The organism is Bradyrhizobium frederickii (assembly GCF_004570865.1).
In the GTDB taxonomy this organism is placed as follows: domain Bacteria; phylum Pseudomonadota; class Alphaproteobacteria; order Rhizobiales; family Xanthobacteraceae; genus Bradyrhizobium; species Bradyrhizobium frederickii.
On the sequence record NZ_SPQS01000016.1, the window covers coordinates 125,575 to 142,290 of the forward strand.

The window sequence follows — 16,716 nt, forward strand, 5'->3', positions numbered from 1 at the left end:
CATGTACGACGTTCGATATTCCTATCTGCTCGAGCAATTCGCCGACCCCGCTCCGATCCTGGCCGAGATCGGCCGGCTGGTGGCGACCGGTGACTTCACCCTTGGCAAGCCCGTTGCCGAATTCGAGAAGCGCTTTGCCGAACTGATCGGTGTGCGCCACGCCATCGGCGTCGGATCGGGCACCGACGCGCTCAAGCTGCCGCTCAAGGCGCTCGGCATCGGCCATGGCGACGAGGTCATCACCGCCGCCAACACCTTCATCGCCACCGTCGGTGCGATCGCGGAGACCGGCGCGACGCCGGTGCTGGTCGATTGCGACGATTCCTTCTGCATGAACGTCGACCAGGTCGAAGCCGCGATTACCAAGAAGACCAAGGCGATCATGCCGGTCCAGCTGACCGGCGAGGTCACCGACATGGGCAAGCTGATGGCGATCGCGCAACGCCACAACCTCCCCGTGGTCGAGGACGCCTGCCAGGGCATCCTGTCGGAGTTCGCCGGAAAACGCTCCGGCACCCACGGCATCGCGGCCGGCTTCTCCCTGCATCCGCTCAAGAACCTCAACGTCTGGGGCGATGCCGGCGTCGTCGTCACCAATGACGACGGCATGAACGAGAAGCTCCGCCTGATCCGCAACCACGGCATGAAGAACCGCGACGAGATCGCGATCCTGGGCTGCAATTCGCGACTCGATTCCCTCCAGGCGGTCGTCGGCAACTGGCTGATCGGTCAGACCAGCGAGATCACGCGGCGCCGGATCGAGAATGCCGCCTATTACGACGCGGGCCTTGCCGGCCTGCCTGGCCTGCGCGTCCCGCCGCGCCGGCCCAACGTGAAGCACGTCTACCATCTCTACATGGTGTTCGCCGAACGCCGCGACGAGCTTTACAAATACTGCCTGGACAACGGCATCGAGGCCAAGATCCACTATCCGATCCCGCTGTATCAGCAGGAAGGCCTGAAGCATCTCGGCTACGCGCCCGGCACCTTCCCGGTCACCGACCGCCATGCCAAGGAGGTCATCAGCTTCCCCGTCGACCAGCATCTGACGCGTGCGCAGCAGGACCGCGTCATCGAGACCGTCAGGAAGTTCTGCCATGGACGCTGACACCGGCCGTCGGCGCATCGGTTACGTCAATCTTCCCGCGCAATTCGAGGAAGAGCGCGCCGAGATCATGCAGGCGGTCGAGGGCGTGTTCCAGCGCGGCGACTTCATCGGCGGCGCCGCGGTCGGAAAGCTCGAGGAGGAATTGTCGGCCTATCTCGGCTCGCCGCATGTGGTGACGCTGAATTCCGGCACCGACGCACTGATCCTCGCCTTGCGGGCGCTCGATATCGGCCCCGGCGACGAGGTCATCACCCCCCCGAATTCGTTCGTGGCGTCGACCGCCGCGATCATCGCGGTCGGCGCCACGCCGGTGTTTGCTGACGTGCTGCCGGACCAGAACATCGATCCAGCCGCGGTCGAGGCCGCCGTCACGGCGCGCACCAAGGCGATCATGCCGGTGCATCTGACCGGGCGCATGGCCGACATGACCCCTCTGATGGCGATCGCGGACAAGCACGCGCTCGCCGTGATCGAGGACAGCGCGCAAGCCGTCGGCTCGACCTATGACGGCCGGATGAGCGGCACCATCGGCACGTTCGGCTGCTTCTCCGCCCATCCCTTGAAGAATCTCAACGCGGCCGGCGATGCCGGTTTCCTCGTCACCGCCGACGCCGGCCTCGCCGCCAGGATCCGCCGGCTGCGCAATCACGGCCTGATCAACCGCAGTGACGTCCAGGAATGGGGCATCGTGTCACGGCTCGACACGCTCCAGGCCGAGGTGCTGCGCATTCGCCTGCGTCACCTGCCCTCCGTGATCGAACGCCGGCGGCGCAACGCCGCGCAATACCGCGCTGAGCTCGAAGGCCTGCCTCTGTTCATTCCGCCCTGCCGCAACATCGAGTTCAACACCTTCCATACCTTCGTGGTGCAAACCGACCGCCGCAACGACTTCCAGAAATATCTGGCCGACAAGGGCGTCGAGACTGCGATCCACTATCCGGTCCCGATCCACCTGCAGCCGGCGGCGGCGCATCTGGGTCATGACCGCGGCGCGTTCCCGGTGACCGAGCGGCAGGCCGACCAGATCCTCACGCTTCCCATCAACCAGTTCCTGTCGGCCGCCGACATCAGCTATATTTGCGCGACCGCCCGGGAGTACTTTGCATGACGGATACGGACTTCCTTCAGGCCGACGAGCAGGCGCTGGCGCAGCGGTTCATCGACGACGGCTTCGTCACCACGCCGGCCGACGATCGCGCCGGGCTCGACCGCATCCAGCGGCGCGCCGCGGAGCTCGCGGCGGACTATCTGAAGCTGCCGCACAGCAACGATCCCTACGCGATGCTCGACACCATCCACACGCGCGTGAGCGTGGACGATCTCAACGGCCTGCGGCTGCACGTCTTCAACGGCCTCAATGCCGAGCCGTGGTTCCGGCCGACCTATTTCCGTCTGGCGCGCTCGACGATCGAGACCATCGTCGGCAACGAGCTCTGCATGCAGCGCCGCGTCAACCTGAGCATCCAGCTTCCCGGGGACAGCTCGTCGCTGCTCGCCACCCATTCCGACGTCTGGTCGGGCGACTCGCCGTTCGAGGTCGTGGTGTGGGTGCCGCTGGTCGACGTGCACCGGACCAAATCGATGTATCTGCTACCGCCCTCCCTGAACGGCGAGATGCAGGACCGGATGGCGACCTTGCGCAGCGCCGAGGAGCTGTACAAGACGATCAAGCCGCACGCGACCTTCATCGAGATTCCCTACGGTCACGTGATGCTGTTCAACCAGACCCTGATGCACGGCAACCGCGTCAACGAGGAAGCCGGGACGCGCTGGAGCATGAACTGCCGCTTCAAGAGCATCATGTCGCCCTACGCGGACAAGCGCTTCGGCGAGTTCTTCGAGCCGATCCTGCTGCGCCCGGCGACGCGGGTCGGCATGCAGTACAAGCTGCCTGGAGGCTTCCATGGCTGAGCGAGCCGGCCACCGCGGCTATATCGGCGCCCGGCCGCTGAACGGCAGCCGCACCCCGCAGCACGTCCAGAACATCGTGATCCGCGACTATGCGCGGCGGAAGAACCTGCACTATCTCCTCAGTGCCGCCGAGCACACCATGCCCGGCAGCTACATGGTGCTCGAGGACATCCTGGACGAGCTGCCGCAGCTGCGCGGCATGATTCTCTACAGCATCTTCATGCTGCCGCCCGACGAGGCTCGCCGGCGGGAAATCTACGACCGCGTGCTGCGCGAAGGCTGCGACCTCCACGCAGCCGTCGAGGAGATCACGCTGTCGTCGCAGAAGGACATCCAGGCGGTCGAGGACATCCTGCTGGTCAACAAGTACGCGACCATCCTGTGACGATGCCGCGGACCGGTTGAGCCCCATGAGCGAGATCAACCTGCTCCAGCCGATGCACGCCTCGACCAGGCGGAACTACGTCCAGCGCGTGGTCGAGCACGACAAGGCGGAATCCGCCACCGTCGCGCGGCAATGGGGCCGCGACTACTGGGACGGCGACCGGCGCTACGGCTATGGCGGCTATCGCTATGACGGCCGCTGGCGCCCGCTCGCCCAGACCCTGATCGATCGCTACGGCATCAAGCCCGGCATGAGCGTGCTCGATGTCGGCTGCGGCAAGGGTTATTTGCTCTACGAGTTCACCCAGCTCGTCCCCGACCTCACCATCGCCGGCATAGATATCTCCGACTACGGCATCGCCAATGCCAAGGAGGAGGTCCGGCCGCAGCTCCAGGTCGGCAACGCCGTCGAGCTGCCCTACCCCGATCACAGCTTCGATCTCGTGGTGTCGCTCGGCGTGCTGCACAACCTTCCGCTCGAGGACGTATTCCGCGCGGTGCCCGAGATCGAGCGCGTCGGACGCGGCACCTCGAAATATCTGATGGTGGAATCCTTCCGCAACGAGCGTGAGAAGGCCAATCTGCTCTACTGGCAGCTGACCTGCCTGAGCTTCCACGGCCCGGAAACCTGGGCGTGGATCTACGACAAATGCGGATACCGGGGCGACCATGGGTTCATCTTCTTCGAATGAGGCGACGGGCCTGCGCCGGCCGACCTCTCTGCGCGCGCAGAATCCCGAGGTCTATTATTCTGACGACGCCATCGTCACGGCGGATGACGCCACGATCGCGGAACTGAAACGCATCGCCGCCGGCAACCCGCGTCTGCGCAGCCGGCTGTGCACGCATCCGGATCCTTCGTCCGGCCTGCACGAGATGCTGATCGTGCACCACCGGGAGGCCTATGTGCGGCCCCACAAGCACCTTGGCAAACCTGAATCGTTTCACGTCATCGAGGGCACCGCGCAGGTCGTGATCTTCGAGGACGACGGCCGCATTCGCGAGGTGCTCGAGATGGCGCCCTACGGCCAGGGCAAGCGCTGCTACTATCGCATGCCGGAAAAGGTCTTCCATTCGATCCTGATCACCTCGGAATGGCTGGTGTTCCACGAGACCACCGCCGGTCCGTTCGATCCCTCGCGGACGGCTTTTCCGGACTGGGCCCCCGATGGCAGTGACGCCGCCGAAGTGCGCGACTACGTCGCGCAGATCGGCAGGCTCGTCATCGAACATCAAGGCCGCGATGCTAGGGCCTGAGGCCATGATCGAACCGGTCCGTCCTGACGGCTTTCGCCGGAAGACGATCCCACACGCCGCGCTTTCCTACATGCGCGAGCGAATGGGTATCGGATATGTCTGGGTCGGTGTGGTTCTCGCCCTTGGTGCGAGTTTGCCTGCACTGTTCGCACGCGAGGTCTTCGGCGACGATTGGAGCGTTTACTACACCTACTGGACCGAGGGCCTCCCCGGACTTTTCCGCGTGCTGCGGGAAGCGGCTCATGCCGGCTTCATCGTGCCGATGTCGCTGCTCGTCGTTCTCTTGCCCGATATGCCCGACGTCGCTGCGCGGTTAGCAGGTCTGGGTTGCCACCTCGCGAACGGCATGTTGCTCTACTCCATCCTCCAAAAGTCACCGCACACGAAGCCGATAGCTGCATTGTTTGCGGCTCTCTTCCTGCTCAGCCCGTTTTACGTCATTCGCCTTTCGCAGAACGCCGTCTACGACGTCCTCCTGCTTTTCTATTTGTTGTCTTACGAGTTGACCTATTCGAAAGTACGGGCGCTTCGATGGGCCGCACCGTTCTGCCTGTTCTTCTCATTGTCGCTGGAGACCTTGATCGCCCTCGAGCCACTCCGGGTCGTGCTGGCCCGATCTGCCGGCGAACGTTGGACACGGACACTTGCGCGGCTCGTTCCGTTCTGGCTGGCCATCGCGACCATCATCTTGCTGCGGCTGACGATTTTGGGGAAGAGCGGTCATTACGCCGGACAATATAGTTTCGTGTCTGACCCTGTCGTCATCCGAGAAGCGCTGGCGGCCCATTTCATGGCCTTTTGGACCGGCCTGGACTACGCCTATTCCCGCGGGTTCGAGCTACTGGGAAGCCGCAATTCCGCAGCCCTGGCATTGGCCGCCATGGTCGGCTCGGCCCTGCTCTCCGCCAGCGCATTCTGGACACCATGGCTGCTGAGGAGCTTCGTCTCGTCCGCCAACGCGATATTGCTGCTGGTGCTGGGAGCCGCAATCGCCCTCCTCGGTGCGATGCCTTACGCCATCACCGGAATTTATGGCGACGTGATGCGGGCGGAATCGAGACTGCTCTTTCCCTCGCAGTTCGGCATCTTGATGCTGATGGCGACGTTGATCCAGGCGGTTCCGGGAGCACGATTGCGCGCCGGTTTGGCTGGCGGCCTGCTCACCGTCTTCGCGCTGTCCATGGTGCAGGACTCCAAATGGCTTCTCTACGACGGGCTGATCAGCTCGGATCTCCAGCGGCAAGTTCGAGCAGCCTTGCTTGCTGACCCCGAACCAAAGGTCGTGAGGCTCCATATAGAAAATGTCCATATAATCTCGTATCGCTCCCGCTGCCTTGGCGCCCCTGACATGAATGTCGCACAGATGGCGCTGCGCGATGCAAATCGAGCGCGATCGTTCGTGTACACGGATCATTGTGGAGATTTCGACAGTTCTGGGGCTGTCCGGAGTGAAGGCTGCACGATCTCCTACCTCGAATTTTTTCCCTGCCCCCCACGACGAGAGACCTGGCGCTACCGCGCGGCGCCCGGAATTCCGCCGCCCGATCGCATCGGACTGCTCGAACTGATGAGGGCCGTCCTTGAGGATGCGCCGTCGGCCACGCAAGGTCGCGGCGAGCTCATGCAATTGAAGGACGATCTGGCAATTCCGCTAGCAAGAGCAGAATACCGGCCACCTTGCCGCCGGCCCGGAGTACGGGGAGCCGCCTGGCTGCTGGCGTTACCCGCGCCAGCCTGCGAGGACTCCGGCTCCGGAGCTCGATAGGCAAATCGCGATGCTCATACTATGGCTCCCGTTGATCCTCCTGGTAGGTTTCCCTGGAACGGACCAGTTCGACTTGAGCCATTGCACCCATGCTCGCCAGAGCTAGCGCCGCGGCTCCCCATCGCCCTCCTCCGGCCGGTCGCATTCAGCCGATGCGCGAAGCCGGGAAGGACTGGCTGCTGACGGGTGGAACGGGCTGACGATGCCTCCTGGCAAGAAGACGATCATTGTCCTGACCAAGTTCATGGTCTCAGCCGGCATTATCATTCTGGTTGCACGCGACCTCGATCTTTCGTCACTCAAGGCCGACCTTCTCGCTGTCAAACTACACATGCTCGCGCTGGCGATGCTGCTGCTGTTCGCGCAGACGTTCGCCTTGTGCAACCGCTGGATTCTGATCCTCCGCGCGATCGGCGTGTCCTTGGATTGGGTGGCCGGATGGCGCATCGTACTTGCCAGCGCCTGGTTCAATCAGGTGTTGCCCTCCGGCGGCGAAGCAGTCCGTATATGGATGTTGCGGCGCCATGGAGTAAGGTGGTCGCAGACCCTGAGCAGCATTGTCGCGGATCGGTTCATCGGCCTTCTGACCCTCGGCTTGCTCATTCTGGCGGGAATGCCGTCCTTGATCTCGCGCATCCATGACGACGTCTTGCTGTTCGCCGTCGCAGCTATCATCGCTGCCGCATATTTCGGCGCAATCGTCCTCCTGATGTTGAATCGGTTGTCGGCCCGAATGACTGCAGGTCTTCCCGTCCGGATCATGCAATTTGCGGCGCTTCTCGAGGCCCCGCTACTCGCGAAAGCAGGACGTAAAGCCTTGTTCGGTTCGGCTATTGTTGTTCATCTTCTGACCATTACGGCTTCCTATGTCCTCGCGATCGGGCTGGACGCCGGATTGTCCGCACTCGACGCATTCGTCCTCGTGCCGCTGGTGATCATGGCGGCCGCCGTCCCGCTCTCCATCGGAGGATGGGGCATCCGTGAGGGAGCGATGGTCGGCGCGCTCGGGCTAGTCGGCATCGCATCCGACAAGGCGCTCGCGATATCGATCTTGCTTGGGCTCGGCAATCTCATTGTCGGCGTCATCGGGGGCGCTGTGTGGTTGCTTGCGCCCGAGCGTGCGGCTTACGACGCCGAACCGGATGATACTGCTCCACCGCTCTATCAGCGGTAATTGCGCGTACCTGAACGAGGTGCAACCGCACGGAACTGCCGCAGCAACCCGACGGGCCGGATGCCATCGATCGAAGGCGATGGTGCTGTGGCGCGGCGCTGTTCCGGCCGCTGGTGGCGCAGGGACAAGACAACTTAGGAATTGTGGCGCAGGCTGAGCCACTATATAGCCTTCAGCCAGTTCGGAGTTTCACCCGGGGGCTGTGCCTCCATGTTGTTCCTGCAAAGAGCCTGACCAGTGACCGACCATTGCCGCCTTTGCCATTCGACCAACCTGCGTCCGGTCATCGACCTCGGATTGATGCCGATTGCGCACCGCCTTCGGCATAGCCGAAACGAGCAGGAGGAACGGTATCCGTTCGAAGTGCTGGCCTGCGGCGATTGCGGCCTGCCACAGATCGTCAAGCCGATCGATCCGGAAATTCTGTATCGCCAGTTCAACTACAATTTCAGCAGCTGGAAGCCGGAGCCGCATCAGGCGGACGAGCTCGACACCATCGCGAAGTTCTCCAAGCATCAATCCGTGTTCGAGATCGGATGCAACGACGGCCTGTTCATGGACAAGCTGCGCGAACGCGGTGCGAAGACCTTGGTGGGCGTGGAGCCCAACCCGGTGTCGGGCAAGATCGCCCGCGAGCGCGGCATAAAGGTCTATGCCGACATGATCAGCCCGGCGTTGTGTCACGATGCGGTCGCGAGTGCCGGCAAGTTCGACCTCGTGGTCTCGCGCCAGGTGCTGGAGCACATCGTCGATTTCGAGAACTTCTTCGACTGCGTCAAGATCGCGCTCAGCGACGACGGCCTGCTGTTCATCGACGTACCTGATTTTGCTCCGGGCTCGGCGGTGGGAGACCTCTCGGTCCTCTGGGAGGAGCACGTCAGTTATTTCACCGAGCCGACCTTGCTCGCGCTGCTGGCGCGCCACGGCTTCGAGGCGGTGTCCGTGAAGAAATACAATTTCAGCGGCGGCAGCCTTGCGATCGCCGCCCGCCGTGCCAAGGGCGACGTGGCGTCGCCGCCCGCGCCGTCCGGCGTCGGCGAGAAATTCGGTCAGCGCGCGAGAGAGTATGGCGCACGCCTCCGCCCGATTTTGGCGAAGGCCCGCGCCAACGGCGCGGAGATCGCCATCTATGGCGCCGGCTGCCGCGCCTGCACCTTCACCAACGCCCACGAGCTGGCCGATCTCGTCGATCTCTCCGTCGACGACCAGAAGGAGCGCCAGGGACTGTTCCTGCCCGGTACCGGCATTCCGATCCGTTCGCCCGAGGATCTCGCAGGCAAGTCTGGGCCACTCGTCTGTCTTCTCGCCGTGAACGAGGAGAACGAGGCCAAGGTCAGCAGCCGGCTGCGCGAGAACGTGAAGCGACCGTTGCAGATCGTTTCGATCTTCGCGCCCTCGGACATCTGGAGCGAGCTCGACCGTCTCGAGGCGGCCGCAGGGTCGCGGCATGGCTGACGACAAGCTCTTCAACTATTACGAACGTCAGGACGTCCTGCCGACGTTCGGGAATTTCAAATCGTCCAGCGAGCTCGAGGCCTATGCCATCCAGCGGCGCGAGCTGTTTTCGGACAAGCTGGTGCTGCCGCCGCGACTGTTTCGCGATGCCGAGGTGCTCGAGTTCGGCCCCGATTCCGGCGAGAACGCGCTGGTGTTCGCCGGCTGGGGCGCGAACATGACGCTCGCCGAACCGAACCGGCTCGCGCACCCGAAGATCGAGGCCTATTTCGCGCGTTTCGGCCTGACCGGACGTCTTCGCGAGCTCGCGCTGGCCGACGTCGAGGGCTTCAGCAGCGACAGCCGTTTCGACATCATCGATGCCGAGGGCTTCATCTACACCGTGCAGCCGAGCGAAAAATGGCTCGCGATCTTCCACCGCCTGCTCAATCCGGACGGTTACGCCGTCGTCTCCTATTACGAGCGCTATGGCGGCTTCTTCGAGCTCGCGCTCAAGGCGATGCATGCGGCGGGCAAGGCATTGACCGGCCGTCCTGCGCTTGAGACGGCGAAGATGCTGTTCGAGACGAAGTGGAACAGCATTCCGCACACCCGCAGCTTCGAATCCTGGCTGATGGACGTGCTGGAAAATCCGTTCGTCCGGCATCGCTACTTCCTCGACGCGACCGCATTGTGCACGGCGGCGCACGACCAGGGATTCGACATCCATTCGGCATGGCCGGCCTACCGCGACAGCCTCGACATCTACTGGCACAAGAAGGTTCTGCCCGGTGACGAGAGGCTGCGTCGCGCCGCGCGCCATCTCGATCGCAGCCGCCTGAGCTTCCTCGGCGGGCGAAAGCTCTATCTGGTCGGCAAGGCCGATGCCGTGCAGGCGATCTCCGCGTCGATCGAGGCGCTGGTTCGCGACGTCGATGCGATGATCGACGAACCCTTCGGCGAGAGCCTGCCGCGCGTCGTCGCGGGACTTGCGTCCTTGCGCGAGACGATCGGCACGACCGACGTTCTCGCCGACGACGCGGCCGACATCGAAGCCATCGCGGCTACGCTCGACAGCTTCCACCGCATCTTTGCTGCGATCGGGCGGCGGGACGCGTCCGCCGTCGCCGCCCTCACCGGGTCGGATGCAGCATTCATCGGCGCCTGGGGACAACCGGCGCATTTCCTCGTCATCCGGAAGCGCTAAGGGAGCGCAGCCATTGAGGCCAGGCATTGGCATTATCGGAACGGGCATGGTCGGCCAGATGTGCCACCTCGCCAATTTCGTCGCCAATCCCGCCTGTCGCGTCGTCGCGATCGCAGACCTCCGGCCGGATCTGGCGGCTGCGGCCGCGCAGAAATTCGGCATCTCGCGAATTTACGGCTCGCACCGGGAGCTGCTCGCGGACAGCGCGGTATCCGCCGTCGTGGTCGTGACCAAGCGCCGGGCCACCGGCCCGATCGTGCTGGACGCGCTCAACAGCGGCCGGCACGTGCTCTCTGAAAAGCCGATGGCCTACACGACCACCCAGGCCATGTCGCTGGCCGAAGCCGCACGGCAGCAAAACCTCATCTACAGCATCGGCTACATGAAGCGTCACGACGCCGGCGTGGCACGGGCGCTGGAGGTGCTGACGCGCTTGCGTCATGACGGCTCGCTCGGACGCATCGTCCGGGCAAAGGGCTGGTGCTTCGGCGGCGACACGGGGCGGTCGCAGGACAATTTCGTGATGACCGGCGAAGCACGCCCGGACGGGCTCGAACTCTGGCAGGATGGTCCGGACTGGATGCCGCGCGCGATGCGCCCCGGCTACGACAACTTTCTGAACGTCTTCAGCCATATCATCAACCTGTCGCGCTATTTGCTCGGGTCTTCGCCCGCGGTCGCCGAAAGCGCGATCGAGGCTTCAGGGGCCGGGCGCATCACCCTCGATTTTGACGGCATCGCCTGCACGCTCGATCTCGTGAGCGGGTCAGACGGAGCCTGGCGCGAAGGATTGACCATCGACTTCGAGCGCGGCGCGGTGACCCTGGAGCTACCCCCACCCTTTGCCGCAGAAGAGGCGGAGGTGGTTGTTGATCGCAATGGTCAACGCACGCGGCTGACGGGTGATGCGAGCTGGGCATTTCGGCGTCAGGCCGACGCCTTCGTTTCCGATGTCACCACGCATGGTACACCGCTGGCCTCCGGCGCGGATTCGGTGACCGACATCGCGCTTGCGGAGACAGTCTGGAAGCGGTGGGCTAGCGGCCTGGCTTGACACTCTCGCTTGCGCGGTCGAGCGGAATGATGCCGGCGATCGGGCCCACCTCGATCGTGACCTGCGCAATTTGAGCCAGAAGCTCTGCAACATCACAGCGCGCCAGCAAACGGCATGTGTAGTACTTTCGCACCAACGTCCGATCCGACGCAGTCCCAGGGGCCGCCAGCAACAAGATCGTTGCCTGCGGCCCCGACGGATCGAAGTGACGGAATGCAGTTCCCGGAGCGACCCGTTTCTCGGCCATTTCGTAGAGAATATCGGGCCGTTCGGCACGCAAGGCAAACCCGAAGAAGGGCTGATTGCCCCACGCGAGGCGAAGCATGCCCGTGACCTCGGCTAGGCCGAACGGCACGTCACGCGACGGATGGTCGAAAAAGTGATCGTCGAGCGCGTAGACCGTGGCCGCCGGCTGCACCCGGTTGGCAAGGCTGCTCGTCAGAGCCTCCTGCTTCAGCGTTCTCGCCTGCAGGAAGACGTAGTCGTTCCACAACATGCCGATCCACAGCATCGTTCCCGATCCGAACAGGATCGCGAAGGCAACGCCAGAGCCGATCCAACGGTCGGCCAGACGCTTGAGCGCGAGCAGCGTCAGCGCCGCCGGAACACCGAACAGCAACAGGTGACGGCTCTCGTAAAAATGTGTGGAAGAGGGTCGCAGGCCAGCGATCAGATAGGGCGACGACAAGGCGAGGAACAGGACCACGGCTAGCGCGAGCGGCAAGGCGATCACGCGTCTTGATGCAGGCGGCTCCTTGCCGGGACGCAGCAGCAACACAGTGACGGCGACGAGGACAGCAGCGATGGCGAAAGGGGCCGGACTCTGGGACGCTGCCTGAATGGCGTGGATCACGACGTCCTTGTAGCCGGCGCCGAAGAACGCCCGCCATCCATTCGCCATTTCGCCGAGCGTGGGGAGATGGGCGCCATAGTGTTGCGCATAGAGACCAATCCGTTTGAACCAGATACTGAGCGCGGCCGCATATACCAGAGGAAGCACGATCAATTCCGGATAGCCCAGCGCGCAACGCCAGGCTGCGTGCCAGCTGCGACGAAGGAAGCCCTCTCCGACGTTTCCGCTCTGCCATGTCGCAACGAACAGCCCAAGCATGACGAAGGCATAGAGCACGACCGTCGAGTTGAGTGCGAAGCTGAGAAGGAACACGAACGCACAAGCGACGCGAAGCGACACAAGCCGCCAGCCTCGGGCGCCGAAAGCGAGGACCAACAGCCAAGCGCCAACGAACAGCAGCCCAAAGCTGAAAACGTAGACGGCGTTGGCCTTGCCCGCCCAAAGCTGATAGCCGGGATAGGTCCAGACGATCAGCGCGACGCCGACCGCTTCGGCGCGATCGAGCAAACCGAGCCGCGTCGCCGTCAGCACCAGACAGACCGCGCCGAAGACGATTCCAGCAAGCGCCAGCGATACCATCACGGCTACTGGTGCGCCCGTCCAGTTCGCCAGCATATCGTAACTGTAAAAGATCGGATGACCGGCGCCATTCAGCAGGAAGCCGATGTCAATGAAATAGTCCGCACGCGGCTTGAGCACCAGCCAGTCGTCCATGAAGAGGCCGTCGTTCATGAGCATCGGCGCATGTGCAGCCAGCAACACGATGAGGAGGACGACTATCGCACGCAGCAATTGGGGAGCATCTCGAATAAGGGGACGGCGTCGGCAAGGCTTCGCACGCCCACAAGACGTCCGCAAGTCCGGGGCGCCGGGGCTCTCTTGACCGGAAAAATGCGACCTCCTATAGACTTCCGCTCTGGCTGGGCCTGAGAGCGTCCGGGGCGATTTACGCAATGAACATGCTACCGGGCCCGGCGCAGGCCGCTGCGATTGGTCTCAGCATCGCCTTTCCACTGCTGTTGCTGTGTTACGCGCGCATCGCCGCCACCGGCGGATCCGGCCGCCGCTTCCGGCTGGCCTGCGTCAGCGTCGTCATCTTTTACGCGATCGCGTGTGTAGCGCTTCCAGGTCAACGCGACGTCGGCGACGTGATTGGCGGTCTCCTGCTGTTGGGGACGGCGATGATGTTTTGCTACATCCTGTTCAGCCTCCTGGCGTGGGGATTCACGCTGACGCTGCTCACGGCGCTCGTGCAGGCCGGGCGCCCCCTCACCCTGGAGCATTGGGCCGAGGCGTACATGCAGGGCGGAGATCTCGGCACCTTCGCGCACAACCGCCTGAAGCTCCTGGTCGGCTCCGGGCTGGTGGTGACGGCAGACGGCCGGCTGGCCCCGACGGCCAAGGGGGTAGCGGTCGCGCATCTCGTCAAGCTTGTTCGTCTGTCGACGGGTCTTGGGTGAGCGGCACGATGTCCTTCGCTGTCGGACTTGTCGCCGTCGTCGTCTTTGCCCTGCTGGCGCCTGCCTTGCAGCTCATGGCCCGCGCTCGCGCGTGGGCGCTGGGACCCGTGATCCTGCTCGCGATCGCCGCGGTCGTCTCGCATGGTCTCGGCGTGATGCTCGGAATTTTCGCCATCCCGCAATTCCAGTATTGGAACGCCGCCTCGATTTTCGGATTTTTCGTAATGACTTACGTTTTCGCCTTTGGCGCGGTGTATAAATCGGTTTCCCTGGACATCCTGCGCGGCCTAGTCGACCGGCCCGGTCGCAGGGCCGCGGTTTCGGACATCGCCGAAAGGCAGGTTCCGGATCTCTTCCGGGGACGAATTGGGAACCTGGTCGATGGCGGCCTGGTCGAACCGGTCGATTCGCACTTCAGGGCGACGGCGGCGGGCCGGAATATGGCAGGCCGCATCGGACGGCTGCGCCGTGCCTTCGGCATTGGCGATACCGGCCTCTACGATTTTTCCGACTAGTTGCGCGAAACACACACATCCCGGCTTTCGTGTCCGGTTGTGTGGACCATGTCCGGGGCCACATTGTTCGCCCGGCTCAGATGACCTAGAATTGCCCCGGGCTTCTACCAGTCAAGGGTAGCCGGCAACGGCGGCATAAGATGACACCTTCCAGGGCGGCAAAGCGGCTTACGATCGTCATCCCTGCTCTGAACGAGCAGGACAAGATCGCCGACACCATTGGCGGCGTGCTGCCGCTGGCCTGCGAGCTGCTCGACGACTTCGAAATCTTCCTGATCGACGACGGCAGCACTGATGCCACCGGCGCGATCATGGACGAGTTCGCGGCCGGCGATCCGCGCATCATCGTGCAACATAACGCCGAAAGGCGGGGCGTCGGTGCCGGCTTCGAATACGCCCTGTCGCGCGCGAAGTTCGACGCCATCACGCTCATTCCCGGCGATCACGCCTTCCAGAACGAAGGTATTGCCCGGATGTTCAAGGCGGCCGGCGCCGCTGACCTCGTCATCACCTATCGCGACAATCAGTCGGACCGCTCGGTCAACCGCTCGCTGCAGTCGCATTCGCTGCGGTTCATCCTGAACTGCCTGTTCGGCTTCTGGCTGTCCGACTACCACAGCATGATCGTCTATCCCGTGAAATGGCTGCGCCAGATCGCGGTGAAGACCGACGGCTACGGTTATCAGATCTGCGCGTTGATCTCGCTGCTCCAGCTCGGCCTCAGCTACGTGCAGGTACCCGTGAGCCTGAACGCGGAATTGAAGGGATCGTCCCGCGCGCTGCGGCTGCACACCTATTTCGAGCTCGTCGGCACCATCGTCTCTTTGCTGCGCCGCGTTCCCATCCGGGACGTCGATCTCAGCCAGGTTCCCCGCGACGCGGAGCGGACCCTCGCGCGTTGAGGCGCGCCCCGCAGGCCTCGGCGCGGGACCTCGGATATTTGGACTGGCTTTCGGCGATTCGTACGAGGGACGCCTTGTCCCTACCCCGCCAGCATCTCATCTAAGTGACTGATTTTACTGGCAGGAGTGGCAGGGCTCGAACCTGCGACCCCCGGTTTTGGAGACCGGTGCTCTACCAATTGAGCTACACTCCTACAGACCCTGCGTCGCCTTAGGATCAGGCGCGCTTTCAAGCACAGAGAGCGGCCGGATTGCAAGGGTGAACCGCGCCGGCTTCGCTTGTTTGTGCCGGGGCTTCTGGGCCACAGTCCATTGCCGATAATCAAGAACAACTGGGAGTGCCCATGACCGCCACAGCGACTGCTCCAGCCGCCTCGCAGGCCGGCATCGCGCCGTTGACCCCGCCCTTGCCGGAGGCGCGCCCGGAGACCCTCGGGCTGTCGCGCCCCCGCCTCCTGGCCATGTCGGACGCCTTCAAGCGCGAGATCGACAAGGGAACCGTTCCCGGCGTCACGGTGCTGGTGGCGAGAGGTGGCCAGGTCGGCTGGTTCGAGGCGCTCGGCAAGCAGAGCCCGGTGGCCGCCGCGCCGATGGCACGTGATTCGATCTTCCGGATCTTCTCGATGACCAAGCCGATCGTGTCGGTCGCCGTCATGGCGCTGGTCGAGGACGGCCGCCTCCTGCTCAGCGATTCCGTCGCCAAATTCATCCCGGAATTCGCGAGCCAGCAGGTCGGCATCGTCAAGGACGGCAAGCTGGAGCTGGTCGCCCCGACGCGGCCGATGACCGTGCAGGACCTGCTCCGCCACACCTCGGGCCTCACCTACGAGCACCAGGGCGACGGCCCCGTGCACAAGCTCTATCAGGAGTCCCGCGTCCGCAGCCGCAAGATCAGCAACGCCGAGCATGCCGCACTGGTGGCGAGCTTCCCGCTGGTCTGCCAGCCCGGCGCGGAATTCAACTACAGCCGCTCCACCGACATTCTCGGCCGCATCATCGAGGTCGTCAGCGGCAAGTCGCTCAGCGCCTTCCTCACCGAGCGCGTGCTCGCCCCGCTGCAGATGGCCGAGACCGGCTTCGCGACCTCCGAGGCCAATGCGAGCAGGCTCGCCGAGCCGTTCGCGGCCGATCCCTGGACCGGCGACAAGGTCGCGCTCTTCAACATGCTCGAGCAGCCGGTGATGGAATCCGGCGGCGGCGGCCTGGTCTCGACCACGATGGACTATGCCCGCTTCTGCCTGATGCTGCGCAATGGCGGCACGCTGGATGGCAACAGGATCATCGGCCGCAAGACGCTGGAGCTGATGGCGTCCGATTATCTCGGGCCGCACGTTCAGATCAACGGCACCCTGCTCTCGCCCGGCCACGGTTTCGGTCTCGGCTTCGCCGTGCGCCGCGAGGCCGGCATCGCGCCATTCCCCGGCAGCGTCGGCCAGTATTTCTGGAGCGGCATCGCCGGCACGTTCTTCTGGATCGATCCGAAGGAGGATTTGTTCGTGGTGTTCATGAGCCAGGGGCCGGGACAGCGCGACTACACGCGGACCCTGGTGCGGGATCTGGTTTACGCCGCGGTGGAGTAGCGACTCGAACCTTCACCGAACGATCGAGCGGCATATGCGGTGCGCCCTCTCCCGCTTGCGGGAGAGGGCGGCGCGAAGCGCCGGCAGAGGGCTTTTTCCTCATTGGGAATCC

Annotated in this window: 16 protein-coding genes and 1 tRNA gene; 15 read left to right on the forward strand and 2 right to left on the reverse strand. The window is 63.9% G+C overall.

Annotation, left to right across the window (positions count from 1 at the left end; all coding sequences use genetic code 11):
• Nucleotide 1 precedes the first annotated feature (1 nt).
• From E4K64_RS26045 to E4K64_RS26095, 11 genes are all read left to right on the forward strand, one after another.
• Nucleotides 2-1,108: a DegT/DnrJ/EryC1/StrS family aminotransferase gene (locus tag E4K64_RS26045; protein ID WP_135166029.1), complete on the forward strand. Its 1,107-nt coding sequence runs from the start codon at nucleotides 2-4 to the stop codon at nucleotides 1,106-1,108.
• A complete protein-coding gene (locus E4K64_RS26050) occupies nucleotides 1,098-2,216 on the forward strand; it encodes a DegT/DnrJ/EryC1/StrS family aminotransferase (RefSeq protein WP_135166030.1) in 1,119 nt (372 codons plus the stop codon). Before E4K64_RS26045 ends, E4K64_RS26050 begins: the two co-directional genes overlap by 11 nt.
• Nucleotides 2,213-3,019: a sporadic carbohydrate cluster 2OG-Fe(II) oxygenase gene (locus tag E4K64_RS26055; protein WP_135166031.1), complete on the forward strand. Its 807-nt coding sequence runs from the start codon at nucleotides 2,213-2,215 to the stop codon at nucleotides 3,017-3,019. Before E4K64_RS26050 ends, E4K64_RS26055 begins: the two co-directional genes overlap by 4 nt.
• Nucleotides 3,012-3,404: an LIC12192 family sporadic carbohydrate cluster protein gene (locus E4K64_RS26060; protein WP_135166032.1), complete on the forward strand. Its 393-nt coding sequence runs from the start codon at nucleotides 3,012-3,014 to the stop codon at nucleotides 3,402-3,404. The genes E4K64_RS26055 and E4K64_RS26060 overlap by 8 nt, the downstream gene beginning before the upstream one ends.
• 25 nt (nucleotides 3,405-3,429) lie before the next feature.
• Nucleotides 3,430-4,095 (forward strand): class I SAM-dependent methyltransferase, encoded by a 666-nt coding sequence (locus E4K64_RS26065; RefSeq protein WP_126258082.1) that lies wholly within the window; start codon nucleotides 3,430-3,432, stop codon nucleotides 4,093-4,095.
• Entirely contained in the window at nucleotides 4,073-4,660 is a 588-nt protein-coding gene (locus E4K64_RS26070) for a WbuC family cupin fold metalloprotein (RefSeq protein WP_135166033.1), read from the forward strand. The genes E4K64_RS26065 and E4K64_RS26070 overlap by 23 nt, the downstream gene beginning before the upstream one ends.
• A gap of 4 nt (nucleotides 4,661-4,664) precedes the next feature.
• Nucleotides 4,665-6,425, forward strand: a complete 1,761-nt coding sequence (locus E4K64_RS26075) for a hypothetical protein (RefSeq protein ID WP_135166034.1) — start codon at nucleotides 4,665-4,667, stop codon at nucleotides 6,423-6,425.
• 202 nt (nucleotides 6,426-6,627) lie between these two features.
• Entirely contained in the window at nucleotides 6,628-7,599 is a 972-nt protein-coding gene (locus E4K64_RS26080) for a lysylphosphatidylglycerol synthase transmembrane domain-containing protein (protein ID WP_135166035.1), read from the forward strand.
• 237 nt (nucleotides 7,600-7,836) lie between these two features.
• The gene (locus E4K64_RS26085) at nucleotides 7,837-9,054 is read left to right on the forward strand and encodes a class I SAM-dependent methyltransferase (RefSeq protein WP_135166036.1); all 1,218 of its coding nucleotides are present in this window, start codon (nucleotides 7,837-7,839) and stop codon (nucleotides 9,052-9,054) included.
• Complete coding sequence (locus E4K64_RS26090) at nucleotides 9,047-10,240, forward strand: class I SAM-dependent methyltransferase (RefSeq protein WP_135166037.1); 1,194 nt, start codon at nucleotides 9,047-9,049, stop codon at nucleotides 10,238-10,240. The genes E4K64_RS26085 and E4K64_RS26090 overlap by 8 nt, the downstream gene beginning before the upstream one ends.
• 13 nt (nucleotides 10,241-10,253) lie before the next feature.
• A complete protein-coding gene (locus tag E4K64_RS26095) occupies nucleotides 10,254-11,294 on the forward strand; it encodes a Gfo/Idh/MocA family protein (RefSeq protein ID WP_135166038.1) in 1,041 nt (346 codons plus the stop codon).
• On the opposite strand, the gene E4K64_RS26100 is transcribed toward E4K64_RS26095, so the two are convergent.
• Entirely contained in the window at nucleotides 11,278-12,939 is a 1,662-nt protein-coding gene (locus E4K64_RS26100) for a hypothetical protein (protein ID WP_135166039.1), read from the reverse strand. The two genes, E4K64_RS26095 and E4K64_RS26100, sit on opposite strands and share 17 nt — an antisense overlap.
• Nucleotides 12,940-13,100: 161 nt before the next feature.
• On the opposite strand from E4K64_RS26100, the gene E4K64_RS26105 reads away from it, so the two are divergent.
• The 3 genes from E4K64_RS26105 to E4K64_RS26115 all read left to right on the forward strand — a co-directional run bounded on the left by E4K64_RS26105 (nucleotide 13,101) and on the right by E4K64_RS26115 (nucleotide 15,024).
• Entirely contained in the window at nucleotides 13,101-13,607 is a 507-nt protein-coding gene (locus E4K64_RS26105; protein ID WP_135166040.1) for a hypothetical protein, read from the forward strand.
• Between the two features lie 8 nt (nucleotides 13,608-13,615).
• A complete protein-coding gene (locus E4K64_RS26110; RefSeq protein WP_135166041.1) occupies nucleotides 13,616-14,122 on the forward strand; it encodes a hypothetical protein in 507 nt (168 codons plus the stop codon).
• Between the two features lie 140 nt (nucleotides 14,123-14,262).
• Nucleotides 14,263-15,024 (forward strand): glycosyltransferase family 2 protein, encoded by a 762-nt coding sequence (locus E4K64_RS26115; RefSeq protein ID WP_135166042.1) that lies wholly within the window; start codon nucleotides 14,263-14,265, stop codon nucleotides 15,022-15,024.
• Nucleotides 15,025-15,142: 118 nt separating this feature from the next.
• Here E4K64_RS26115 and E4K64_RS26120 read toward each other — a convergent pair.
• Nucleotides 15,143-15,218 (reverse strand) — tRNA-Trp (locus tag E4K64_RS26120).
• Nucleotides 15,219-15,368: 150 nt separating this feature from the next.
• Between E4K64_RS26120 and E4K64_RS26125 the strand changes: the two genes are divergently transcribed.
• Nucleotides 15,369-16,604: a serine hydrolase domain-containing protein gene (locus E4K64_RS26125; RefSeq protein ID WP_135166043.1), complete on the forward strand. Its 1,236-nt coding sequence runs from the start codon at nucleotides 15,369-15,371 to the stop codon at nucleotides 16,602-16,604.
• Nucleotides 16,605-16,716: the final 112 nt, after the last annotated feature.

What these genes read in the sequence shown, in the direction of transcription:
- E4K64_RS26045 (WP_135166029.1), top strand. Translation starts at nt 2, where the DNA reads ATGTACGACGTTCGATATTCCTATCTGCTCGAGCAATTCGCCGACCCC.
- E4K64_RS26050 (WP_135166030.1), top strand. Translation starts at nt 1,098, where the DNA reads ATGGACGCTGACACCGGCCGTCGGCGCATCGGTTACGTCAATCTTCCC.
- E4K64_RS26055 (WP_135166031.1), top strand. Translation starts at nt 2,213, where the DNA reads ATGACGGATACGGACTTCCTTCAGGCCGACGAGCAGGCGCTGGCGCAG.
- E4K64_RS26060 (WP_135166032.1), top strand. Translation starts at nt 3,012, where the DNA reads ATGGCTGAGCGAGCCGGCCACCGCGGCTATATCGGCGCCCGGCCGCTG.
- E4K64_RS26065 (WP_126258082.1), top strand. Translation starts at nt 3,430, where the DNA reads ATGAGCGAGATCAACCTGCTCCAGCCGATGCACGCCTCGACCAGGCGG.
- E4K64_RS26070 (WP_135166033.1), top strand. Translation starts at nt 4,073, where the DNA reads ATGGGTTCATCTTCTTCGAATGAGGCGACGGGCCTGCGCCGGCCGACC.
- E4K64_RS26075 (WP_135166034.1), top strand. Translation starts at nt 4,665, where the DNA reads ATGATCGAACCGGTCCGTCCTGACGGCTTTCGCCGGAAGACGATCCCA.
- E4K64_RS26080 (WP_135166035.1), top strand. Translation starts at nt 6,628, where the DNA reads ATGCCTCCTGGCAAGAAGACGATCATTGTCCTGACCAAGTTCATGGTC.
- E4K64_RS26090 (WP_135166037.1), top strand. Translation starts at nt 9,047, where the DNA reads ATGGCTGACGACAAGCTCTTCAACTATTACGAACGTCAGGACGTCCTG.
- E4K64_RS26105 (WP_135166040.1), top strand. Translation starts at nt 13,101, where the DNA reads ATGAACATGCTACCGGGCCCGGCGCAGGCCGCTGCGATTGGTCTCAGC.
- E4K64_RS26110 (WP_135166041.1), top strand. Translation starts at nt 13,616, where the DNA reads ATGTCCTTCGCTGTCGGACTTGTCGCCGTCGTCGTCTTTGCCCTGCTG.
- E4K64_RS26115 (WP_135166042.1), top strand. Translation starts at nt 14,263, where the DNA reads ATGACACCTTCCAGGGCGGCAAAGCGGCTTACGATCGTCATCCCTGCT.
- E4K64_RS26125 (WP_135166043.1), top strand. Translation starts at nt 15,369, where the DNA reads ATGACCGCCACAGCGACTGCTCCAGCCGCCTCGCAGGCCGGCATCGCG.